This window comes from Pectobacterium aroidearum, from assembly GCF_041228105.1.
GTDB classification, from domain to species: Bacteria; Pseudomonadota; Gammaproteobacteria; order Enterobacterales; family Enterobacteriaceae; genus Pectobacterium; species Pectobacterium aroidearum.
The window spans coordinates 1843635-1865482 of record NZ_CP166097.1 but is presented as its reverse complement, the minus strand read 5'-3'; the positions used below and the strand labels follow the sequence as shown (position 1 = coordinate 1865482).

Annotated in this window: 26 protein-coding genes; 16 read left to right on the top strand and 10 right to left on the bottom strand. The window is 49.2% G+C overall.

All coding sequences use genetic code 11. The features are described from left to right. The first annotated feature begins 172 nt into the window (after positions 1–172). Complete coding sequence (locus AB8809_RS08520) at positions 173–808, top strand: isochorismatase family cysteine hydrolase (RefSeq protein WP_349856183.1); 636 nt, start codon at positions 173–175, stop codon at positions 806–808. A 26-nt stretch (positions 809–834) separates the two neighbouring features. On the opposite strand, the gene AB8809_RS08515 is transcribed toward AB8809_RS08520, so the two are convergent. The 9 genes from AB8809_RS08515 to AB8809_RS08475 all read right to left on the bottom strand — a co-directional run bounded on the left by AB8809_RS08515 (position 835) and on the right by AB8809_RS08475 (position 7768). Continuing rightward, positions 835–1419: a TetR/AcrR family transcriptional regulator gene (locus tag AB8809_RS08515; RefSeq protein ID WP_349856184.1), complete on the bottom strand. Its 585-nt coding sequence runs from the start codon at positions 1417–1419 to the stop codon at positions 835–837. Between the two features lie 116 nt (positions 1420–1535). Then, on the bottom strand, positions 1536–1994 hold the full coding sequence (locus tag AB8809_RS08510; protein WP_349856185.1) for a tautomerase family protein: 459 nt from the start codon (positions 1992–1994) through the stop codon (positions 1536–1538). Between the two features lie 235 nt (positions 1995–2229). Then, entirely contained in the window at positions 2230–2667 is a 438-nt protein-coding gene (locus AB8809_RS08505; protein WP_349856186.1) for a DUF2000 domain-containing protein, read from the bottom strand. A 14-nt stretch (positions 2668–2681) separates the two neighbouring features. Next, the gene (locus AB8809_RS08500) at positions 2682–3287 is read right to left on the bottom strand and encodes a LysE family translocator (protein ID WP_349856187.1); all 606 of its coding nucleotides are present in this window, start codon (positions 3285–3287) and stop codon (positions 2682–2684) included. A 15-nt stretch (positions 3288–3302) separates the two neighbouring features. Next, positions 3303–4133: an AraC family transcriptional regulator gene (locus tag AB8809_RS08495; protein ID WP_349856188.1), complete on the bottom strand. Its 831-nt coding sequence runs from the start codon at positions 4131–4133 to the stop codon at positions 3303–3305. A gap of 137 nt (positions 4134–4270) precedes the next feature. Next, a complete protein-coding gene (locus AB8809_RS08490) occupies positions 4271–5458 on the bottom strand; it encodes a pyridoxal phosphate-dependent aminotransferase (RefSeq protein ID WP_349856189.1) in 1188 nt (395 codons plus the stop codon). A gap of 59 nt (positions 5459–5517) precedes the next feature. Beyond that, complete coding sequence (locus AB8809_RS08485) at positions 5518–5913, bottom strand: RidA family protein (RefSeq protein WP_349856190.1); 396 nt, start codon at positions 5911–5913, stop codon at positions 5518–5520. After that, a complete protein-coding gene (locus AB8809_RS08480) occupies positions 5910–6854 on the bottom strand; it encodes a DMT family transporter (protein ID WP_349856191.1) in 945 nt (314 codons plus the stop codon). The genes AB8809_RS08485 and AB8809_RS08480 overlap by 4 nt, the downstream gene beginning before the upstream one ends. Before the next feature lie 35 nt (positions 6855–6889). Beyond that, positions 6890–7768 carry a PhzF family phenazine biosynthesis protein gene (locus AB8809_RS08475; protein ID WP_369987359.1) on the bottom strand — a complete coding sequence of 293 codons (879 nt, stop codon included), beginning with the start codon at positions 7766–7768 and terminating at the stop codon, positions 6890–6892. A 192-nt stretch (positions 7769–7960) separates the two neighbouring features. Between AB8809_RS08475 and AB8809_RS08470 the strand changes: the two genes are divergently transcribed. Then, positions 7961–9400 (top strand): PLP-dependent aminotransferase family protein, encoded by a 1440-nt coding sequence (locus AB8809_RS08470; protein ID WP_349856193.1) that lies wholly within the window; start codon positions 7961–7963, stop codon positions 9398–9400. Positions 9401–9523: 123 nt separating this feature from the next. Here the strand turns inward: AB8809_RS08470 and AB8809_RS08465 are convergent, their stop codons facing one another. Continuing rightward, positions 9524–9898: a DMT family transporter gene (locus AB8809_RS08465; RefSeq protein WP_349856194.1), complete on the bottom strand. Its 375-nt coding sequence runs from the start codon at positions 9896–9898 to the stop codon at positions 9524–9526. A gap of 102 nt (positions 9899–10000) precedes the next feature. Between AB8809_RS08465 and AB8809_RS08460 the strand changes: the two genes are divergently transcribed. From AB8809_RS08460 to AB8809_RS08395, 14 genes are all read left to right on the top strand, one after another. Next, positions 10001–10717 carry a LysR family transcriptional regulator gene (locus AB8809_RS08460; protein ID WP_349856195.1) on the top strand — a complete coding sequence of 239 codons (717 nt, stop codon included), beginning with the start codon at positions 10001–10003 and terminating at the stop codon, positions 10715–10717. Between the two features lie 422 nt (positions 10718–11139). Then, a complete protein-coding gene (locus AB8809_RS08455) occupies positions 11140–11361 on the top strand; it encodes a hypothetical protein (RefSeq protein WP_349856196.1) in 222 nt (73 codons plus the stop codon). 82 nt (positions 11362–11443) lie between these two features. Then, positions 11444–12109: a lytic transglycosylase domain-containing protein gene (locus AB8809_RS08450; protein WP_349856197.1), complete on the top strand. Its 666-nt coding sequence runs from the start codon at positions 11444–11446 to the stop codon at positions 12107–12109. Further along, positions 12106–12387 (top strand): TrbC/VirB2 family protein, encoded by a 282-nt coding sequence (locus tag AB8809_RS08445; protein ID WP_349856198.1) that lies wholly within the window; start codon positions 12106–12108, stop codon positions 12385–12387. The genes AB8809_RS08450 and AB8809_RS08445 overlap by 4 nt, the downstream gene beginning before the upstream one ends. 9 nt (positions 12388–12396) lie before the next feature. Further along, the gene (locus AB8809_RS08440) at positions 12397–15144 is read left to right on the top strand and encodes a VirB3 family type IV secretion system protein (protein WP_349856199.1); all 2748 of its coding nucleotides are present in this window, start codon (positions 12397–12399) and stop codon (positions 15142–15144) included. A 23-nt stretch (positions 15145–15167) separates the two neighbouring features. Beyond that, complete coding sequence (locus tag AB8809_RS08435) at positions 15168–15884, top strand: type IV secretion system protein (protein WP_349856200.1); 717 nt, start codon at positions 15168–15170, stop codon at positions 15882–15884. 10 nt (positions 15885–15894) lie between these two features. After that, positions 15895–16119, top strand: coding sequence for an EexN family lipoprotein (locus AB8809_RS08430; protein WP_038907531.1), 225 nt, complete (start codon positions 15895–15897; stop codon positions 16117–16119). Positions 16120–16130: 11 nt separating this feature from the next. Continuing rightward, positions 16131–17171: a type IV secretion system protein gene (locus AB8809_RS08425; protein WP_349856201.1), complete on the top strand. Its 1041-nt coding sequence runs from the start codon at positions 16131–16133 to the stop codon at positions 17169–17171. Between the two features lie 87 nt (positions 17172–17258). Continuing rightward, positions 17259–17399: a hypothetical protein gene (locus tag AB8809_RS08420; protein WP_040031394.1), complete on the top strand. Its 141-nt coding sequence runs from the start codon at positions 17259–17261 to the stop codon at positions 17397–17399. Beyond that, positions 17392–18075 carry a type IV secretion system protein gene (locus tag AB8809_RS08415; RefSeq protein WP_349856202.1) on the top strand — a complete coding sequence of 228 codons (684 nt, stop codon included), beginning with the start codon at positions 17392–17394 and terminating at the stop codon, positions 18073–18075. The genes AB8809_RS08420 and AB8809_RS08415 overlap by 8 nt, the downstream gene beginning before the upstream one ends. After that, a complete protein-coding gene (gene virB9, locus AB8809_RS08410) occupies positions 18072–18965 on the top strand; it encodes a P-type conjugative transfer protein VirB9 (protein WP_369987354.1) in 894 nt (297 codons plus the stop codon). The genes AB8809_RS08415 and virB9 overlap by 4 nt, the downstream gene beginning before the upstream one ends. Further along, on the top strand, positions 18962–20194 hold the full coding sequence (virB10, locus tag AB8809_RS08405; RefSeq protein WP_349856203.1) for a VirB10/TraB/TrbI family type IV secretion system protein: 1233 nt from the start codon (positions 18962–18964) through the stop codon (positions 20192–20194). The genes virB9 and virB10 overlap by 4 nt, the downstream gene beginning before the upstream one ends. After that, a complete protein-coding gene (gene virB11, locus AB8809_RS08400; RefSeq protein ID WP_349856204.1) occupies positions 20184–21200 on the top strand; it encodes a P-type DNA transfer ATPase VirB11 in 1017 nt (338 codons plus the stop codon). Before virB10 ends, virB11 begins: the two co-directional genes overlap by 11 nt. Positions 21201–21243: 43 nt before the next feature. After that, positions 21244–21546, top strand: a complete 303-nt coding sequence (locus AB8809_RS08395; protein ID WP_349856205.1) for a TrbM/KikA/MpfK family conjugal transfer protein — start codon at positions 21244–21246, stop codon at positions 21544–21546. Positions 21547–21848 lie beyond the last annotated feature (302 nt).

Sequence of the window (21848 nt, the reverse complement as noted above, 5' to 3'; positions counted from 1 at the left end):
AGAAGGAATAATCTTTAAAGAGTGAATGAAGAGCCGTTGGACCTCCTAATCTAAGACCCAACAGAAAATTTGATATCGGATTGTGGCAGGAGCAAAAATCCGGATGCTTGCACCAAAATAGATTACAATGATAATATATTTTCATCATAAACGTGTGTACCAAGGAGTCAGAATGGCAAACCCAGTCTATGAACCAGAAATCACAGCCTTATTGTGCATTGATTTATATAATGATTTTCTTGCTGAGGGCGGAAAGCTCTATCCCTGGGTTAAGGAACTCGCTCAAAAGAACAACATGCATGAAAACCTGCGCAAAGTGGTTTCAGCAGCCCGTGAGGCAGGTATAACGGTTTATCATGTTCCGCATCACCGCTGGGAGGAAGGCGACTACAAGGACTGGAAATATCCTTCTCCTTACCAGATTGGCGCAGGAGAACGTCAGGCTTTTGCCAAAGATACTTGGGGTGGTACTTTCCATGATGATTTCCAGGTTCAGCCGGGTGACGTTGTTGCGACTGAACACTGGGGATCCAGCGGCTTTCCCAACACAGATCTTGAGCACAAACTGAAACGCTATGGCAAAGAAAAGATAATTTGCGTAGGACTTCTGGCAAACACCTGTCTTGAAGCCACTGCCCGTATAGGCATGGAACTAGGCTTTCACGTGACACTGGTTCGCGATGCAACGTCCGCCCGTTCAGAAGAAGCGCTACACGCAGCACTGGATATTGATGGTCCGACGTATGCAACTGAGATACTGACCACTGAAGAATTGACTGCGGCGATTAGAAAATCTGCCGGAAAATAATCCTGAAATGTACTGAACAGGGGTCGTTAAGATCCCTGTTCTGCAACAGTAATTAATTGTTGAACAGCTTTCGCAAACTGTTCAGCCAGCCCTCTGTCTGCAATCACTTCATTCAGATAACTGGCCCCAATCATAGCCGCAAACAAGGCTAAATCACGCTCTGGTGCTGAATTCAGTCCATCCGAACCGCCCGCTTTTACGAATGATTCAAGCAGTGATTTCAGCCCTTTCGTATAACACGCTTTAAGATCCTCATCATCTGACTGCCTGATATCACTCCCCAGTGAAATCATCGGGCATCTTTGTTTACCAGATACCGGCGTCAGGTAATAGGAGGCTATATCTGCCTGAGATGCAGTGATGCTTTGTACTGAAGTCTGTATTTTTTGCCAGTTGTTACTGGCATCAGTGAAAGCCAGATCAGCTGCTTCTGCTGCAAGCGCCTCCTTGGACTCAAAGTGTTTGTAAAAACCGCCTGTTGTCATACCGGTTGCCTTCATAACGTCTGAGATACTGACATTATCGATGCCGTTTGCACGGAACAGCCTGCTCGCATTTTCGACGATATGCCGACGACTGATAACTGACTGCTCTTTGCTTGATCGTCCCATTACGGTCCCTTTAGATGACAAGACTAATCTATTAAGGGTATACCGGCTCATGCGGGCTGTCACGCCGGTTTTCCGGGCGTGACCAGTTTGTTTATCTGATGGAGAGTGATAGTGGATCAGAGGGTAAAACGGGAAGGATGAACTCCGAGGGCTTCGAGCCGATTGCGGAGTGATTCAGGCAATGCATTAAACCAGGACTGCTCGTTTCCGGGCGGAGGAAGGATATGGCCATATTCTGCCATGTTCTCAGGTTCAAGATTATTGAGATAAATCCATATGTCATCCTGGCTTATACCGGAAATTTTGCTCACATCATTCAGGATGTTGGTAATCAGAGATTCAAGCTGCTCCTTCTTACGCCCGGCCCTTATATCAGCTCTTATCCAGACGTGTTCATCGTAACGTTCTCCCCCCAGATAGCGCTGCTGGCCTTCTCCCTCGTTGATGATTACCTGTACAAACCAGCCCGGTGCACCGGTCGCTTCAGTATGTCTTTCAGTAATGGCCTGGGCGATAGCATTTTTCTGACTATCCGGGATGTTACCGGATGGAAATGAGCAATAGTAAGTCGGCATATGATCTCCTCTTGTTAATGAACCTTAAATAAAATCATTATGAACAGTAACAATGAAATAAATCTCAGAAACATAACTACAGGTAATTCTTAAGTGCGGAATCCATATGATGTGTTCAGAAAGATGATTTAATCATCCTATCGAAAAATATTAATCCATGGAAAATAACCATTACTGCGCAGGATCATGTTTGTGTGCTGCCACATTAAAAATTGATATTTTTTAAAATCAAATATCAGCTCAAAAGGGTCAGGCTTTTTACAATCTTATCAGCCGAGTTTTTCTTCTCTCTGAATGCTATACCTACAAGAGGAAGATCTTCTGCGTTCTTATCAGAAACCACTGCCCGGTTATCGATATCATTAAAGGTATTAAATATATCTTCCGTAAAAACAGATAAAGATATTGATCGCGACATTGCTTTATTATATGTAGCCCGCAGTTCTTCATCCGTGACTGCATATGCCATCACCGGATCAGTGATCATGCCATTATAATGGTTGCCAGAGGCATCCGTATAAGGTTCTCCCGTCGCACCTTCCTGAGTGGCAATGCCACTTATTAAAAAAGATGTGACGTTGATTTTTTTCCAGGTCGGAAGATCTTTATGCAGGATGACAATAATGCGCATTTTCTGTCCGGCTGAAATCGGTGCTTCTGATAATTCGTTCATATTTCCTCCGCAAATTAATGAATAAAAGGTTGATAAACATGCTCATACAGGATCATAAACCCACTGTATAACAGCAGGGCTCCCATAAGGTAATTGATAATCATACGGGACCTTCCGCTGGAAAAAAGCTTCGAGCAGTATCGGCCTGCAAGGTTATAAAACACAGAGGAAAACCCACAAATCACGGCGATAACCGTAGAGATAAATAACAGTTTCCAGCCATAGATGTTATTGGCAGGATAATACAGTGCGACCAGTGGCAATGCGGCCAGCCATGCTTTGGGGTTAAATAAGTGGATGACAAAGCCGGATTTAAATCCGATTTTACCGCCGCCCCCGACTTCATCCTGACTTTCGATTGAGGATAATATTACTTTTACAGCAAGGTAGAGAATATACACGCCACCTACTGCGCTTATCCAGGGTAGCAGGCTTTCATTGACAACCGCCTGCCCGGAATAACCACACACCAGTAAAAGAAGATACATTGCCACACCAACGCCAGTTGCGAATCCGATACGGAAAGGCGCGCGAGGGTTCATGCCTGAATTAAATGCGATGGTTGTTACCGGGCCAGGCGTGTACATAATACTGAAAACGTAAATAAATAGTTCTAACATAAATATCCTGAAATTCTAAATGCCCTTGCGTATGGCGTGCTGATAGCCCTTTGGGGTGACGCCATATATTTCCCTGAACCGTTTATTGAAGTGGCTCTGATCAAAGAAAGACTCTTCACTGAACGTTTTTTCTGCGGAATAGCCCGAATCAATATCAAGCTTAATTTTATTGACCTTGCAATTAATGATGTACTGATAAGGCGTAACGCCGACCTGTGCCTTAAACATTCTCATGAAGTGATATTTCGAAATGCCTGCGACCTGGCTGACTTCATCAATTGAAAGGCTCGTGTGAATATTCTGCCGTATATAATCCTCTGCCCGGCGGATCAGGTTATCGACCCTGCCGGTATGGTAACCCGCACCCTCGCCGAGATTCAGATTGCACAGGCAATGGATGAGGTCTGCAAATGACTGCTCTAACGCAGCATCTGCTGTCCGATCGCCGAGCATTGCAGCGGCAAAATTCACATACCGTTCCCTCAACAACGTATTCCTACTCACATTTCCGGAAAAGTTGAACGTTTTAAAGCGGGAAAATCCGCAGTAATCGCTGACAACTTTTGCCATTTGTGATGCAGGAATGTAGAGCATCCAGTAATCATAGCCCCTCTCAACGTCCGGCGTACCCTCATGGGGATCTCCCGGATTTAACTGCATCAACCCACCACCCGGAATGTGAAACATCCCGTCACGGCAGTTAAAACCTATTTTTCCAGTATTGATAAGCCCTATCGCATACTCTTCGTGAGAATGCTTTTTGTAGTAAAAATCCTGAATACTGGCATCAAGGAAGGTGACGTCTTCCAGTACATTATTTTTAAGATATAAAAATCTGTTCTTCATGCCATCACCTTCATTGAATCACTTACAGAGGATAGCGTTCCCCTGGACCTGGCGGCTAGGACAAAGTTGCTCAATGCCGCTGCCATAATGCGTTTTACCTTGCCATTTCTGAATCAGCTACAGGTAAAGTCAGCCATCTAACTTCTCTTTAAGTCAATGAACCGGGTGATGGCCTGTTCAAGTTCACCCAGTGAACTGGCGGTTGAAAACCGCACATACCGGTCCGTTGAATCAAAACCAAAATCGCGGCCCGGAGAGATGGCTACATGGGCTCGCTTCATTGCTTCAAAAGCGAACTCCCAGCTTGTCGGAACGCCCCATCTTTCGCACCAGTCAGTGCAGTCTGCCCATGCATAAAATGCCCCGTCGGGGAGAACAGGAACATGGAACCCTGCTTCCTGAAGAGCCGGTATAAACCAGTCACGGCGCGCTTTAAACTCCGCGCGGCGTTGTTCGTACTCATCAATGCTGTCCGGTTCAAAACAGGCGATCGCCGCATGCTGGGCAACCGTGCTTGGGCAAAGGAAGAAGTTCTGCGCTAACCGCTCAATCACCGGTACAAGAACCTCTGGCACAACCATCCATCCAAGCCGCCATCCGGTCATTGAAAAGTATTTCGAAAAACTGTTAATACTGATGATGCTGTTATCGATTTTCAGGCCGCTGACGCTGAATTCCTGCTGGAAACTGAGCCCGAGGTACAGCTCATCAAGAATGGTTATCCCGTTCCTCGCTTTGACAGCAGCATGAATCCTTTTTAGTTCATCAGGATGTACCGATGTACCGGTTGGGTTTGAGGGGGAAGCCAGGAGCACGCCCCTTGTCTTTTCACTCCAGCTAGCTGCCACCTGAGACGCAGTCAGTTGGAACCTGTTTTGCGGTGTCGTGGGAAGCAACACGGAGCGCCCGCCCGCTGCACTGACAAAATGCCGGTTGCAGGGATAACTGGGGTCGGGCATCAGGATCTCATCGCCTTCATCAATCAACGCAAGACAGGTAAGCAATAACGCAGCCGATGCCCCCGCTGTCACAACTATTCTTTCCGATGGAACGTTGAGCCCGAAGCGCTGGCTGTACCAGCCACTTATTTTTTCACGGAGTGGCATGATCCCCAGCGCAGGCGTGTACTGAGTCACGCCTTTCCTTATCGCTTCTGTTGCGGCCCGCTGAACCCGCTCAGGCGCGGTAAAATCCGGTTCGCCAATGGTCAGATGGATCATGGAAGGGTCACCAGCAGTTAACCCTGACTCCATCAGTGATGCGGCTTTAGCCACTTCCATCACGTGAAAAGGGTCAATTTTCAGTGCGCGTTCAGCTATTTTCAACGAGAGACTCCTTACAGCCAGATGCGTCGGGCATCTGCGAATGGGTTTATGACTTTGTATTATTGTGGCGCGGCTCTGAATGCTGTTGCCTCAACTTCAACCTTTGCACCAAGAGGCAGCGCACTGACTGCGATACACGTGCGCGCGGGGAAATCCCCTTCACTGAAGAACTCCTTATAAACCGCGTTGAATGCCGTGAAGTCATCCATGGTAAGCAGATAACAATTCACTTTGAGAACGGTGTCGGATGTTCCTCCGGCGGCTTTTACAGCTGTCATCAGGTTGCCAAGACTCTGCCTTGCCTGATCCTCAACCGAATGGCTTACCAGTTTGCCAGTCCCGGGATCCTGGCCTGTCTGACCGGACACAAAAATGAGATTTGCATAAGATGTGGCAACTGAAAACGGTCCGACTGGCGCAGCCAGCGCATCTGAAATGGTGATTATTTTTTTCATGAAAGTTTCACTTTCCTGTTTGTGCTTGCCAGACTCACACCGGCCAGAATCATGCCTATTCCGATGAGATGATAGAGATGGACCGGCTCGTTAAGAAATAACGCTGAAATTGCAACGCCAAAAACGGGGATAAGGTGAATGCTCAATCCCGCACGTGCAGCTCCTATCGCCTCCACACAGCGCCCATACAGTAAATAAGAAATGAAGGAGGGAAAGAGCCCAAGAAAAATCACGGCGGTAACGACCGGCAGGCTCCAGTGAACTGAAGCACTGACTCCCTGCTCCCAAATCCACAGAGGGAAAACAGCGGTCACAGTAATAATCACCTGCATGCCCAGTAGCCCCATGCGGTTTATTTCCGGGGGCATTTTTCTAAGCCAGAGTGTGTAAAATGCGAAGCAGGACATGGCTGCAAGAAGCAACAAATCCCCGGACGAAAACACCAATTGCAGAAACCCACCAGGATCACCTTTAAAGATGATGGCCAGTACCCCGCAGCATGAAACTAAAAGCCCTGCGCACTGCCTTCCGGTAAGACGTCCCCCGAAGAAAAGAGCAGAAAAAAGCATGATAAGCACAGGCACACATGAGTTCAGCAACAGTGCGTTGGTGCCAGAGGTATGATGAAGTCCCACATAAACCAACAGACTGAAGGCCGCTACGCCACTAAGCGATACAGCAATAATGCGACCCGCATGCCTGTAATAGAGCGGTAAATCACGCCGGATATGCGGCAGCGCAAAAGGCAGAATGATTGCCAGGGCCACAATCCAGCGAACCAGCGTTAACGTCACAGGAGGAACGTCATTTCTTATGGCTCTCCCTACGATGAAATTCCCGGCCCACAAAAGGGGCGGGATGACGAACATGAAGAAAACCGCTGCGGATGAAAAATGCGGTGATGAAGACGACGGTTTCTCTTTTGACTGAAACACGCTCATTCCTGCAATCCTTCTTCTGACATTTCAGCCTTCACTCAGTAATGAATCGTTCCGCGTATGCAGGTGACTGCCAGTCCACCTACCAGAATTTTTTCCCGGCCGATCGTCAGGCCAATTTCTCCCTCCCGCCCGAGTTTTTGTCCCTGAGAAGATTTCACCGCTCCGCCGGGTGGAAGAGTAACTGAATGATGACGCAGGAACGCAGCAACGCTGCCATTACCACTGCCACAAACGGGATCTTCATTAACACCACATGCAGGAGCAAAGGATCGCACTTCAATATGCATTCCGTTGTCAGCGCGGTGCTCTCCATACAAACAAACTCCGGTAATCCCCATGTTCCGATCATGCTCAGTCAGCCGTGCGTAGTCTGGCTGAGTCTGCAGGACGCGTGATGCGTCTAGCGTACGGGCAACAATCCAACGGGCACCGACGTCAACGAGTGCTGGCGTGAGGGAACGGTCAATCACGCAGCCAAGAATACTGTCCAGCTGATCAACCTGCTCCGGCGTAAGCAACGTTATACGGGGTTCAGGAAGTTCAAATGAGATAAACGTGCCCTTTGAACCGGTGGCTGATACCGACAGACTGACCAGACCTGCGCCACATTCCTGTACGATCTTTCCGTCAGTGGGATGAATAACACCTGCTTCCAGCAGCGCATAAGCAGTGCCTATCGTCGGATGGCCGGCAAACGGTAACTCACTCCCCGGCGTAAAAATTCGCACCCGATAGTCGGCATTTTTATCTTCCGGTTTCAGGACAAAGGTTGTCTCTGAAAGATTCGTCCAGCTGGCGATCGACTGCATCTGCTCATCAGTCAGACCACTTGCATCCATTACAACGGCAACCGGGTTACCTTTGAAAGGTCTGGCAGTGAACACATCAATTTGTCGAAACTCAACTCCGCCCATCATCCGTTCCTTAAATACTGTAATGAGACTCAATATCCTACACGGCAAAATTGTAGGGATACAGACACAGAAATGTGAAAGTTAGATGGACACAGTGTAATTAAATGGCGCAGGTGTAAAGAATTTAAACCTTGTTGAAACTGATATAATCCAGCGTTAAATTGTGCCCATCAGTTATCAGGAAAGTATGAGATGTATATTTACGAAAGGCTTGCTGAAGAACTGGCGAATGCCATTATTAACGGGCAATTGCCGCATGGAGCACGTCTGCAGTCAGTCAGAGACTTTGCCCTCATGCACCAGGTCAGTATCAACACGGTTAAAACCGTCTACAGGCTCCTGGAAGATCGCGGATTAATTTCCGCACGTCCTCAGTCAGGGTATTACGTCAATCATTCGCTCCCGGAACAACCGCACAGCAACGGAAACATGGTCCCTGATGAGGAGGTGTCCCTGACGGGTGTTAACCGGCTTCTTTCGGTTGTCATGGAAAACCAGCAGCGGGGGGACTGTATTGATCTGGCGCTGGCCTGCCCGACTGGAGACGTTTTCTACCCAGTCAGCAGGATAAAAAAACTGATGGCGCAACACCTGCGCTCAGGCCAGCATTCTCAGAATGTGTATTGCATGCCCCCTGGTTCGAAACTCCTGAGAACTCAGGTTGCACGTCGGGGCATGCAACTGGGCATGTATCTGTCTGCTGACGATATTCTGATTACTCATGGTGCAATGGAGGCGCTGAGCATCGCGGTAATGGCTTCAACGCGCTATGGCGATCTTATTGCCGTCGAAACGCCCACTTTTTATAACCTTTATCCTATGCTGGAAAATATGGGTAGGAGAATCGTCAGCATCCCCACACATCCACAAACCGGCATGTGCATGGATGCATTAAAGAAGGTTGTGGATAGTGAGCAGGTCGCCGCCGTGCTAACAATCCCAACCGGTCACAATCCACTTGGTTTTATCATGCCGGAAGATAACCGCAGACAACTGGCACGAATGGCGCGCAGGCATGAGTTTGCGGTCATTGAAGATGCCATGTATGCAGAGCTTCAGTTTGGCGAGCGTATCATCCCGAATATCAAAGCATTTGATGAGGATGGCTGGGTCATGGTTTGTGCGAGCTATACGAAAACTATCGCACCAGACTTCCGTATTGGCTGGCTGGACGCCGGACGTTTTCGCAGCCGCGCCAGGCAAATAAAATTTTCAACCAGCGTTGCTGAATCGGCACTGTTAAGTGAAACGCTGGGAACATTTCTCGAAAGTGGTGGCTATGATTTGCATCTTCGTCATTTGAGGCGGCTGTACGACCGGCAGATAGACACCGTCAGGGCTTGTATAGCAAAAAACTTTCCGGCAGATACGCGCGTAACCAGGCCGCAGGGCGGGTTTATCCTCTGGATCGAGCTGCCTGATGGCGTCGATACCCTGAAACTGTTTCATATTGCCCTGGAGGCTAAAATTCTGTGTATGCCTGGCCTTTTATGCGCAGGTAACCGGGGTTTTAAAAACTGCCTGCGTATGGCGGTTTGTTTCATACTTACGGAAGAGTATAAAAACGGAATTGCCCAGCTTGGACAGCTTGCCCGTAGACTTGTCCATGAAGAAGCCGCCAGTCAGAACTAACTTAGGAGCGGAAGCCTGACTTATTTATCACGGTCAGCACTGGCTTGTCCGGAGCTGATAAATACTGCTGTGATAATGAGAACTCCGCCTAGCGAGTGTACGAAATTCAGGCTGCGCCTGGAACTATGCGGCAGCGAACAGAATAGCCCAGACAGGCTCTAGAGAAATAATCACCGCAGCCCGGGCTGCCTCGACCTTTTTCATGGCGAAAATGAGAAGCGTATAGGCCAGTCCGGTACATATCAGTCCCAGGAGCATAGCGCTGACAAAATCTGCGTTACTCATTGAAGTCAGAAAGGTATATCCCCAGGGCAATGTGACAATTGCACAGCTGAAAAACTGAATACATGACGACTGTAAGGGGGGGACGCCGGATGCCGTATAGCGGTTATACAACACAATAATCGCATAGGAGAATCCTGCTGCCAGAGACCAGACAAGCGCCAGTCCTGCTTCCGGGTCATGCAGAATGTCAGGAGTGATAATAAGTAACCCCACAGCTATAAGCACCATACAACATATTTTTTGTGGCGTTGTCGGCACAAACGCTTTGTCGCTCTCAGTCAGCAATAAGTATGCACATCAAAAAAAATTGAGGACGTGCTTGAGCGTAAAGTTTTCTACCGTCAAGTCAGGAGACTGACGCTGACACCGGCGGGAAAAGATCTTTTAGGTTATGCAGATAAAATTCTTCGAACACATGCAGTTGCCTTAAATACGCTTAAACAGAAAGCTCAACAAGGCCACGTCAGCCTCGGTATCCCTGATGACTATGCAGCCCGATATCTTTCACCTCTCCTGAGAACATTCAGCCAGAAGTATCCATGCATAGAGATTTCGTTGCTCTGTGAACCTTCCTCTTCTCTGATACCAAAAATCGATGCTGCCGAACTTGATGTGGCTATCGTGTCACAGAACCGCCCTGACAGAGGCACCTGGCTGGTCAGTGTGCCGCTCGTATGGTTCGGCAATCTTATTAAAGCAGAACCTGTCCTGCCTGAGCCTTTACCGGTAGCGATGTATGAGTTTGGTAGTGAGGCGCGTAGAAACCTGCTTGAAGCCCTGGAAAAAATGCCGGGAGGTTATCGTATTGTCTATAACAGCCCCTATATTGCGGGGCTGATAGCCGCAGCTGAAAGCGGGATGGCCATGGCCGTGCTGACCGAATGTTGTGTTCCTGAGCATCTCAGTCCGAGCGGACACGAGAGCCTTCCTCCTCTTCCGGTTCATGAAGTGGCAGTGGTGAGAAGCGAAAGCTCTATGAACAACGAAATTGTGAACCTGATGATCGATGAAATAGTAAAAACCGTGCGCTGATAGTGTGCTTAAAGGGAATGAACTTCTTTTAACCTGCCGCGGATGTTAACTACTTCCGCTTTTGGCACAAACCTGTCAGTCATTTTAGGTATTTCCATAAGCGACAACTCAAAACCAAGCCAATACAACCATTCAAATAATTACCACGCTACATATTTTCTCTCTCATTCCCTTTTTGATTTTAGCATTCTCATCCTGGCGCCAATATCGCACGCTTATCACGCCACCTTCCACCGGCGAGCTTTATGGACGTTCATTCGTCCGGGCCGAGTATTGCTCTTTAAAAATATAAGTCGGGCTGTCACACAACCACAATTCAGGGTGCCGCTGAATGTTCTCGCTGACCCGTTGAAACCGGAATGCAGAATCGGGATGTGATCGATGTAGTTAATTCACCATGACTTTCTATTAAAGGAAATAACATGAGAAAACCTACCTATCACGTATTTGTCACGCAGGAAAGCCAACCCGACTTAAACCGAGAGAAAAACACCTACTGGACAAAAGTCGGCGTGGCGTTCGCTCATAACGGCAAACCCGGATTGAACATCGTACTGACACCCGGCATTGCTGTCTCCGGTAAGTTGGTGCTCCTTGAACCCAAGGATGATAGCGATACGCCGCTGGCAGCCCAGAACGATTAACGCTCAATTCTCCTCCTTACTTTTCTCTTGCCACCGACTATCCGATGGCTACGTGTGGCTAGACTTTGTTATCGAGGCAACCATGCTTTCACCCACTGCTTTTCTGGCGGCGGTTATGCAGTGTGCCGCCACTATTCCCCCCTCCACCGCGTCTGATGTAGCGAAGGTAGAATCCAGTTTTAATCCTTATGCCGTCGCTGAAATTGTGCCGAAGGAAGAAAGAGCGCCCGATAGCGTAGGCGTCATTTCTCATCAGCCCACCAGCAAACAAACTGCCATCAACATCATCAAGCAGGTAGTCGCGAAAGGTCGCCGTTATTCGGTCGGGCTGATGCAAATCACCAGTACCAACTTTCGCCATTACGGCGTAACAGCGCATGACTTGTTAGATCCCTGCACTAATCTATCCGTTTTTGAACGCATCCTCACCGACTGCTACCAGCGAGGCGGCACGCTGAAGAGAGCGCTCAGTTGTTACTATTCCGGCAATTTCGATACGGGTCAGCAGCCAGAATCCGCCTTTAACCAAACCAGTTATATCCAGCGTATTAGCTATGTGGTCCCGTCTACGCGGGAAGATCTCAAGCGCAGTACCACCAGCCAATCCACTTCAGAGATTCATTATCCGACCACCGTCCTGCGCGGTGAACTCACCGATAAATTCATACCGGTTTTGACTTCCCTGCACTATCCCAACGCCATCATTCGCGGCGATGTATCCATGCATGTAATTAATGAGGAGCAATGACGATGAAAAAACGTAAATACTGGCCTGCGTTTTCTTCCCTGTTGATATCAAGCCAAACGCTGGCAGCAGGGAGCGGATTTAATAAAGCCAACGATACGCTGAGTAATACGTCCACTGGTTTGCTCGGGCTGGCCGCCGTCACGATCACACTGGCAACCATGTGGGTGGGTTACAAGGTGCTGTTTGATGGTAAAAGTTTGCATGACATGCGCAACGTCATTATCGGAGCCATCCTGATTGTCGGCGCATCGGGCTTTGGTGCCTATTGGGCATCCTAGGGGGAACCGATGACCACCCTGAACAAAGCACTTACCCGCCCCGCCGCCATTATGGGCATCCCTCTCGTCCCGTTCGTGATCGTCAGCGGGGCTATTGTCCTGCTGTCGGTTTACACAAGCTATTACCTTGCCTTGTTATTAATCCCTGCCTGGCTGGAAATGAAGGCAAAGGCCCGAACGGATATTCATTATTTCGGACTGCTGTGGCTGGCCTTTAAAACCCGTGGGCGATTTGCCACCAATCGCCATTTCGGTGCCCGTGCCATTCTGGCAAGCCACTATGACGCCGTCGATGTTTCGGAGTTTACCGCTAAGATGAAATTAAACGAGCGCATCACGCTGGATAAATACATCCCCTACTCCTCCCACATTCACCCTCACATCATAAGAAATCGCGCCGGTGATTTAGTCGCTACCTGGGAATTGAACGGCACTGTGTTTGAATGTGAGGATGAACATCATCTGACAATGCTGGCAAGCCACCTTAGCAACCTGATCCGCTCGTATGAAGGGCTACCGATCACCTTCTATATTCACCGCATACGAGAGAAATATCAGGATGGCTTTGAGGCCAGTTCGGGCATCCCCTTTTCGGATGACGTCACGGAACGCTATTACCAGTCACTACAAGAGAAATCACTCTGGCGGCACCGGCTGTTTTTCACTGTCTGTTATGCCCCTTTCTCCACGCTGGAGAAAAAAGTCATGAAGACGCAGAGCGCCGGAAAAAGGAAAGCAGCACTGGCTGATGCTCTGAAAGGGATGCTGGAACACCATGAAGCCCTCAACACCGCCCTATCACGCTATGTGGCAACACCATTAGGTACTTATGAGGAAAAAGGTCGGGTTTACTCTTCGCAACTGGCTTTCTACCATCGCCTGATTACCGGCAAATGGCAGAACGTGGCGGTGACACGCACACCGTTTTATCACACACTCAGCACGCCGGATGTGTTCTTCACTACCGATACCGCCGAATGTCAGACGGTCGGCGGTTCCCGCTTCTTCCGCAGTCTGGAAATTAAAGACTATTCACCGGAGACCTACACCGGCCTGCTCGATGCGCTGCTGTATGCCGAAAGCGAGTATGTGCTGACGCAGTCTTTTACCTGTATGGCACGGGATGAAGCGCAAAATCATATCCGACTGGCGGAAAAACGACTGAACTCAACCGACGATGACGCCATTTCACAGCGTGAGGAATTGGTCGTCTTACGCGACCTGCTCCAGTCCGGGCATGTGTCTTGCGGCAAGTATCACTTCTCGCTGCTGGTTTCGTCCGCCAGCGCCGATCAGGTAGTCAAGGAGACCAATGCGCTGGCCCAGCCTTTTAACGATCTCGGCATCATGACATCCCTGTCTACGTTGTCGTTACCAGCCGCCTATCTGGCTCAACTCCCCGGCGTCTATGCGTTGCGACCGCGTCTGGTGGTCGTTAGTAGCCAGAATTACGCGGATATGGGGAGTCTGCATAACTTTCACCCCCACAAACGTCACGGCAATCCGTGGGGTGAGGCTATTGCTATCCTAAAATCCCCCAGTGGTGGCGGTTACTATCTAAACCTGCATGACAGTCAGGCAGGACGGAATGACTTCAATGAGAAAACACCGGGGAATACCGCCATCATCGGTAAAACAGGTTCAGGAAAGACCCTGCTGATGACGATGATGAAACAATTGATGCAGAAGTACCGCAACCCAGCGACCTTTTCCGCCTCTGCCACCCTCAAACGGCTGACCACCGTTTACTTTGATAAAGACAGAGCGGCGGAGATGTCTATCCGCCAAATGGGTGGTCGCTACTTCCGTATCCGGACCGGTATCCCTACCGGATTCAACCCGTTTTCACTTGCACCCACGCGACGGAACATCAGCTTTATCAAGCGGCTGATCCGGATGCTGTGCCGTCGTGACGGTAAGCCACTCGATCCCCGCGATGAAGAGCGTATCAGTACTGCGGTGGACACCATTATGCTGGACTACCCGCCAGAATATCGCCGTTATGGTATTACCCGATTGCTGGAAGTGTTGCCGGAGCCACCAACCAAAGAGGCCCGGACCAACGGTCTGCGTATACGCCTGAAACAGTGGACGCAAGGCGGTGAATTCGGCTGGGTGTTCGATAACGAGGAGGACACCTTCAACATCAGCAATATTGATAACTTTGGTATCGACGGTACGGAATTCCTGGATGATGACGACATGCGTGGGCCGATCACCTTTTACCTGCTATACCGTGTCACCAGCCTGCTGGATGGTCGCCGACTGGTGATGTTCATGGATGAGTTCTGGAAATGGCTGGCTGATGTCGAGTTTTCTAAATTCTCCCTCAATATGCTCAAAGTGATCCGCAAGCTGAACGGCATTTTTATCCCAGCCACCCAGTCGCCCGATGAAATAGTCAGGCATCCCATCGCTCCGGCGATTATTGAGCAATGCAGCACGCAAATCTTTCTCGCTAACCCCAAAGCCAGCCATGCGGATTACGTTGAGAAAATGAAAGTTCCGGAAAGCGTTTACGATATTGTCCGCAACCTTGATCCCGGCGAGCACTATATGGTTGTCCTGAAAACACCACTGCGTGCTGGTGAAACTCGCCCGTTTGTCGCCATGGCAAGAATGGACTTATCGGGCCTCGGGAACATCACCAAAATCCTGAGCGGCAGTGAAGACAACCTGAAAATATTTGATGCCATTTATCAGGAAGGCATGTCACCCACCGACTGGAAAGAAACGTTCCTTAACCAGGCTATCTGATATTCACCTCGGAGGTCATCACCATGCAAACCAGAAAGATGTGTCTGGCGTTATCGCTATTGATATCTACACCGGCGATAAGCGCTGGTATACCGGTGTTTGATGCAGCCAGTAATACCGAGTCGATTAACCAATGGGTACAGAAACTCCAGCAATGGCAGGAAACGGTCACACACTATAAAAGCGAGCTTGACGCCTATAAGCAGCAATTAGCGGCCGCAACAGGCATACGGGATATTCAGGGATTTCTCCGCGAGGCGAAAAGCCTGAAAAATGATATCGAACATCTGCGTAAAAATGGTATTTCACTGGATGACCTGCTGACTAACCCAAGCGGTTATTATTCCTCTGATCTTCAGCGTCTATATAACAAATATCACTCGTTTGATATTTGTAATCAGTCCAGTTCATCGCAACGTTATCTTGAAAGTTGCAAACAACTTGTCCTCAATCAGGCAGTATCGATTGAGAATACCAGCGATGTCCAAAACAAGATTAATAGCACATTAAACGATATATCAGACTTATCCGACCGCATTGCCAACGCCAAAGACTCGAAAGAGTCACAGGACCTGGCTAACGCGGTGGCAGCCAAAAGCGTACAATTGAACGCATTAACCAGCCAATGGGAAATGTCAGTCAAGCAGGCTGAACAGCGATCCGTGATGTTGACTCAACAGCGGCAAAAAGCATTCAATGAACAACAACTCGTCTCCCCGATTCCTGACTTCAATCATTGAGAGGGTAAGAATGAAAACGTCACTTTACATTTTCCCGGTTATTTTAGGCTCATTATTTCTGGCGGGGTGTGATAACCCGAAATCAACGCAGTGGTACAAAGAACATCCGGATGAAATGAGTCAGCGATATAAAGCGTGTGAATCATCCGGCGATGACTCCCAGGATTGCAAAAATGCACGAGAGGCGCGATTTGAACTCCGTCAGGAAAATGCCAAGGTTCCCGATTTGAATTAAAGGGGTCATCTATGTCAGGTGGTATGTTTGTTGGAATGAACAACACGATCACTGACGGTTTACATGCCGTACTGCGGGGACAAACCTCCGTGTACGGCGATATGGTAAGCGTTATCGCCGTCAGCTCCTTCACGTTATTTGTCACTTATCGGGGTTATCAAACCCTAGCAGGAAAACTCCACACACCAGTAGAAGATGTCATATGGGATGTCGGGCGAATGCTATTAATCATGACATTCGTTTTAAATCTCGATGGCTGGCTGGATTTAGCCATTTCTGCCATTCACGGATTAACCGACGGCGTCAGCGGTGATGACAATGTCTGGGTGTTACTGGATACCGTTTGGGCGAAAGCGCAAACAATAGGACAAAAGCTTTATCAGCAGGATGATTCCACCTATGTAAAGCTCAACGGCGGTATTGCCCAACTTCTGGTCTGGGGAGGTGCAATCGTCACTTTGCTATTTGGTTCGGCGGTTAACCTGTTAGCCGGAATTATCATTGTATTAATGACTACCACTGCACCGCTATTTATTTTCTGCCTGCTGTATGGATTCCTTATTCCGATGTTTAACAACTGGCTGAAAATTATCTTCACAGTGATCCTGACGATTATGTTTTCCGCGTTATCCATCAGGATTGTCATCAATTATCTTAATGGCCTGTTAGATAAAGCGGTTAATTTTGCAGATAGCGCCAACATCATCACACTGGGTGTTCAGTGCTGCGTTGCGGGTGTTATTTCAGGCGTCATTATTTGGTTTTCAGCCAAAATCGCGAACGCATTAGGCGGCGTCGCTGTTCAGGTCGCACTACAGGGTGCCGCTATGGGCGGTCTACGTGGGTTGACAAAACCGTCTTCTGACGCGGCGAAACCCGCTATGAAAGCCGGGGCGGCGGGTGCCCGGCTAGCGGCAAAAGCGGGCGTCAACGCCGCTACTGCAACAGGTTCACTTATCGCCGCAGGCACCAACAAAGCCCTATCCGCATGGCAAAAACGTGCGGCGTCTATCGATAGTATGAAGCGCTTCAACCAACAGCGTCACCGCTAATCCCCTTCTAACGTAGTCTCTCCACCGCATGCCGTGGCAACCGCCATCGGTATGGTATTTCTGTCTTCGACAAACACAGGAATCGATATGAAATCCAGCCTCATTTTTCTGATGCTGTGCGTCCTCACGGGCTGCGCACAGCGTCAGCACGATTTGACGCCAGTATCTGGCGATCCTCAACCGGTTAATTCCCCCGCGATTATTCAGGAGCTGACAAAGCATGTCTGAAACAGAAAACATCATTGCGTCATCCCGTACCTTTGAATCTGTCCTGCTGGAAAAGGATGAACGGGAAAAAAAACTGGCGTGGCGCATAGCAGCCATAGGGTTTGCTTTGGCCGCTATGGCGATCACCACACTGATTATTCTGCTACCGCTGAAAAACACAGAAATCGAATTGTGGTCAGTGGATAAACAGACAGGGCGCTATGAATATATGACCCGGATTAAAGAGCAGAATATTTCCACAGAGAAAGCGCTGGCTCAGGCGTTAGCGGCGCATTACGTCAGGCTCCGCGAGGGTTACAACTATTTTGCTCTCCAGCGCGATTACGACGATGTGCAGTTATTCAACAGCGACAGTGTGAATCGGGATTATCTCGACGGGTTTAACAGCAATCAGGCTCCCGATGTGATTTTTAATAAAGCGGAATATGTCGTATCTATCGACATTATTTCCAACGTTCACGCGACCGCGACAGATCCTGACCATCTGGCGACCTTACGCATTAAACGGACTATCCGCCGCATTGTCGATAATTCGGTTAAAACAGATGTCTGGAACATCCGTCTGACTTATCGCTACCTCCCCCGCAAACAACTGACAGACAGCCAGCGAGAAGTGAATCCGCTGGGGTTCATTGTGACCAGCTATCAGCGCGATAAAGAACTGAGAGGTGAATGATGCTGAAAAAAATAGTGATTTTGTGGCTCCTTCTGATGTCATCCACGGCCTGGAGCGCGGCGATACCGAGATCCAGTACGTATGACAGCCGAATGCAGAATGTCACCTATAACAGCCAAAATGCGACCATCGTCAACACTCGCCCCGGCTACCTCACCACACTCCTGTTTGATGACAATGAAGAAGTCATCGACGCGCAAGCTGGCTTTCCAAAGGGCTGGAAAGTCACAAAAAGCGATAACCGGGTCGGTGTCAGCCCAAACCCCATTACCCAGCCGGTAACCGATGATAACGGCAACAACGTCAATAAGGTGTTTCTGCCAACGGCTAAAGAGTGGAGAACCAATCTCTTTATCGTGACATCAAAGCGCGATTACAGTCTGGAACTGAACGTGCTGGAAAATGACTCGCCTTCGCAGGCCTTTATTATCCGTTTTCGCTATCCGGATGACGAACGCAGGCAAGCAAACGCAGCCAGCGCAGCGCGGCTGAAACTCCTGCGTGAAACACAGGAAAAGCAGCAGATAACGACAGCATTTGAGCAGGCTACCACGCCGCGTAACTGGCTTTATACCAAGCGAGTCGCGACGGGTTCAGCCTCCATTGCACCAGATTTTACTTACGATGATGGCCGCTTTATCTATCTCGGTTTTTCTCCCGTCAAAATCCTTCCGTCGATCTTCCGGGTCGTTAACGGGCAGGAACAGACCGTAACACCCCGCATAACCAAACACGGAAACTACACCGTGGTCGTCGTGCGGGCAATGTCGCCACAGTTGGTATTGCGCTACGGCAGCGCGGTAGTCGGGATTGAGAATACGTCATTCGGCAACGCCACCGTTGGCAGCGGTGACACCGTTTCACCTGTCGTCACACTGGAGGCCAGATGACTGATAAAGCAGACTCAGAGACAACGGAAAAAACCGTGGCGGAGCTGGAAGCCGAAGCCCGTGAACGCGCCCGTTCAGCGATGGCGAGTCAGGCACCAGAGCAAAACACACCTCCCGGTCAACCCGAAGTGACCCGTTTCAGAAAAGCCTCAAGCCGCCGGACACTGCTGGTCAGCCTGCTAAGTCTGGGCGCACTGATTGCACTGGCATTGGGTGGAGATCGCTTCCTTGTCGCATTAAAGCAAAGCGATGATAAGGCGGTTGAAACCCCAGCACCGCCATCAACCAGTACAGGGCAACATGAGCGTAAAAACCTCGGTATGGACAACAATCCGTTCGGCCTGTTCGGTCAGGACAAACGGGAAACCGCAACAAATAATCTCCTAATACAGACTGCACCACCGTCAGAGCCACCTGCTTTAAATAAAGCGGCGGCACTGGTCGATGGGTCAAGTAGTGCCGTTGAGTCCACACAACGCGGTAATACTCCGGCTTCACAAATTGCCCCTTCCGGCACACAACGCAATCAGAGCAAAGACACACCTGCAATCACATCTGGCACAGAAACTAACGACGCCAATCCCGGCATGGCGAAAGTGACCAGCGTCAGACGACTTGGTCTCGATCCCAATCTTTACCTGCCGGTTGATCGTTATATTCCGTGCTCAATGATGCGGCGTTTTGTCTCTGACGTGGGTGGCCGGATTTCCTGCCTTATCGGTGAAGATGTCTACAGCGCCAACCATTACGTGAAGTTGCTCCCTGCCGGAACCGTCGCCAGAGGGTTCTACCGTACCGGGGCGCTACAACATGGCCGGAGCCGAATGTTTGTTATCTGGACGGAATTACGCACACCGGAACCCGGTAGCCTGCAAATCCCACTGGTTGATACCGAAGCGACTGGCCCTTTGGGTGAGGCCGGGATTAGCGGCTGGATTGATACCCATTTCTGGGAACGGTTCGGCAATGCGTTGATGTTGAGCACCGTACAGGACGTGGCCGCCGCCGCATCCAATTCAGCACCAGGTAAAGACCGCAATACCGATTACACCGAAAACACCCGCGCTGCCGCGTCAGAAATGGCGAAAACAGCCTTAGAAAACAGCATCAACATCCCGCCCACAATGTACCTCAATCAGGGCGATGTGATCGGTATCATGACCGGTACAGATATCGATTTCTCTTCCGTTTATCAACTGCGTCTAAAAAAGAGGTGGTATGAACGCTGAAAACCTGTCTCTGGATTTTATGAAAACTCAGTTGTTCGGCGATTATCTCAAACTGGATGGCCTGACGGAAATCGCCATCAACCGTCCCGGAGAGATCCACACCAAAATAAACGGTCGATGGCAGAAGCATGATTCTCCGGTTACGTTGCGTCAGTGTCATGCTTTTGCCAAAGCGTTGGCCTCATGGAATGAGGACAATATTGATGATACCTCCCCTATCCTTTCCGCCACATTGGGATCAGGTGAACGTGTCCAGACCATTATTCCCCCGGCCTGCGAGCGGAATACCGTATCTATTACGCTGCGAAATCCGTCATTTGAGCAGAAAACACATCAGTCCTGGATTGATGCCGGGTTTTATAACCGGATAGCGGGTAAGGAGAGAAACGAAAGCAAAGATGATGAACTGATCCGCTGCTATGACAATGGTGATATTCCCCACTTTATCGAAAAGGCCGTCGAGTACGGCAAAACCCTCTTTATTGTGGGTGAAACCGGCTCCGGTAAAACCACCTATATGAAGACACTGCTGCACTATATTCCAGCACATCTCAGGCTGACCACTATTGAAGATAACCCCGAAATCCGGTTTTACCGTCACGCCAATTATGTGCATTTGTTTTACCCGGCAGATGCCGGAGACGAGGCGATTATCACACCCGGAAGACTTATCAGAGCGAATTATCGAATGAATCCAGATCGGATTCTGCTGGCGGAAATTCGTGGGCGGGAAGCGTGGGATGCGCTGAAAATTATCGGCTCTGGGCATGAAGGTCTTATCACCTCCCTGCACGCAGGCAGCCCGGAAGAATGTATTGAAGGGATCATTGACCGCTGTTATGAAAATCCAGATTGCAAAAATATCCCGTTCGATGTGCTGTTACGCAAGGTGCTTAAATGCGTGGATATCATCGTCAGCGTAGATATTCACGGTGATATTCGTCGGATGGGGGATATTTATTTCAAACCGATACACCTTCATCAAATGCAGAAAGCATTCAGATAGACGAACAATTAAATCCTCCTCACTCCCAACAAAGGTATTTAATATGAAAACGGTCCTATTCACCGCCTGTCTTTTCTGCATGAGTTTATTACTTCCCTCTTCCGTAATGGCCGCTGATGCCTGCGAGATTGTTTTATGCCTGTACGGTAAAACAACCGGTAATGGCGGAGGAAATGAATGTCAGTCTGCTGAACGCTCTTTCTTTAATATTGTAAAAAAGAACAGACACGGATTTCACCCCAACCGTACCGCCGACGCCCGAAGAAACTTATTGATCGAATGCAAATCAGCCGACCCGAAAATTATCAACCAGATAATTAATAAATTTGGCCGCGTGCGTAATTGAAATCAATGAAAAACGGTAATAACAATATCCGGATTATTACCGATTCCCCTGTCAACTCAGGATGGCAAACTCGGCACTGGTCGTGACGGTTTTAGGCTTTTAAATTTATGCGAATAGCAGAAATTTAAAAGTGGCGTAAGGCAAGTAAATTCAATTTCAAAGAAATTGCTAATTTGCGTCGCCGAACCCATCTGCAAACAGCCGCGCCCACGCGGATTTTGCAGACCGGGGGGAGCCGAATAAATTTCGCCGCCCCAGCGAGCGAAAAGCTATCGCCCACGATAGCGGTTTATTTGGGGGGC

Bases quoted from the DNA above. Each gene is read 5' to 3' on its own strand.
- AB8809_RS08520 (WP_349856183.1), top strand. From the start codon at position 173: ATGGCAAACCCAGTCTATGAACCAGAAATCACAGCCTTATTGTGCATT.
- AB8809_RS08515 (WP_349856184.1), bottom strand. From the start codon at position 1,419: ATGGGACGATCAAGCAAAGAGCAGTCAGTTATCAGTCGTCGGCATATC.
- AB8809_RS08510 (WP_349856185.1), bottom strand. From the start codon at position 1,994: ATGCCGACTTACTATTGCTCATTTCCATCCGGTAACATCCCGGATAGT.
- AB8809_RS08505 (WP_349856186.1), bottom strand. From the start codon at position 2,667: ATGAACGAATTATCAGAAGCACCGATTTCAGCCGGACAGAAAATGCGC.
- AB8809_RS08500 (WP_349856187.1), bottom strand. From the start codon at position 3,287: ATGTTAGAACTATTTATTTACGTTTTCAGTATTATGTACACGCCTGGC.
- AB8809_RS08495 (WP_349856188.1), bottom strand. From the start codon at position 4,133: ATGAAGAACAGATTTTTATATCTTAAAAATAATGTACTGGAAGACGTC.
- AB8809_RS08485 (WP_349856190.1), bottom strand. From the start codon at position 5,913: ATGAAAAAAATAATCACCATTTCAGATGCGCTGGCTGCGCCAGTCGGA.
- AB8809_RS08480 (WP_349856191.1), bottom strand. From the start codon at position 6,854: ATGAGCGTGTTTCAGTCAAAAGAGAAACCGTCGTCTTCATCACCGCAT.
- AB8809_RS08475 (WP_369987359.1), bottom strand. From the start codon at position 7,768: ATGGGCGGAGTTGAGTTTCGACAAATTGATGTGTTCACTGCCAGACCT.
- AB8809_RS08470 (WP_349856193.1), top strand. From the start codon at position 7,961: ATGTATATTTACGAAAGGCTTGCTGAAGAACTGGCGAATGCCATTATT.
- AB8809_RS08455 (WP_349856196.1), top strand. From the start codon at position 11,140: ATGAGAAAACCTACCTATCACGTATTTGTCACGCAGGAAAGCCAACCC.
- AB8809_RS08450 (WP_349856197.1), top strand. From the start codon at position 11,444: ATGCTTTCACCCACTGCTTTTCTGGCGGCGGTTATGCAGTGTGCCGCC.
- AB8809_RS08445 (WP_349856198.1), top strand. From the start codon at position 12,106: ATGACGATGAAAAAACGTAAATACTGGCCTGCGTTTTCTTCCCTGTTG.
- AB8809_RS08440 (WP_349856199.1), top strand. From the start codon at position 12,397: ATGACCACCCTGAACAAAGCACTTACCCGCCCCGCCGCCATTATGGGC.
- AB8809_RS08435 (WP_349856200.1), top strand. From the start codon at position 15,168: ATGCAAACCAGAAAGATGTGTCTGGCGTTATCGCTATTGATATCTACA.
- AB8809_RS08430 (WP_038907531.1), top strand. From the start codon at position 15,895: ATGAAAACGTCACTTTACATTTTCCCGGTTATTTTAGGCTCATTATTT.
- AB8809_RS08425 (WP_349856201.1), top strand. From the start codon at position 16,131: ATGTCAGGTGGTATGTTTGTTGGAATGAACAACACGATCACTGACGGT.
- AB8809_RS08420 (WP_040031394.1), top strand. From the start codon at position 17,259: ATGAAATCCAGCCTCATTTTTCTGATGCTGTGCGTCCTCACGGGCTGC.
- AB8809_RS08415 (WP_349856202.1), top strand. From the start codon at position 17,392: ATGTCTGAAACAGAAAACATCATTGCGTCATCCCGTACCTTTGAATCT.
- virB9 (WP_369987354.1), top strand. From the start codon at position 18,072: ATGATGCTGAAAAAAATAGTGATTTTGTGGCTCCTTCTGATGTCATCC.
- virB10 (WP_349856203.1), top strand. From the start codon at position 18,962: ATGACTGATAAAGCAGACTCAGAGACAACGGAAAAAACCGTGGCGGAG.
- virB11 (WP_349856204.1), top strand. From the start codon at position 20,184: ATGAACGCTGAAAACCTGTCTCTGGATTTTATGAAAACTCAGTTGTTC.
- AB8809_RS08395 (WP_349856205.1), top strand. From the start codon at position 21,244: ATGAAAACGGTCCTATTCACCGCCTGTCTTTTCTGCATGAGTTTATTA.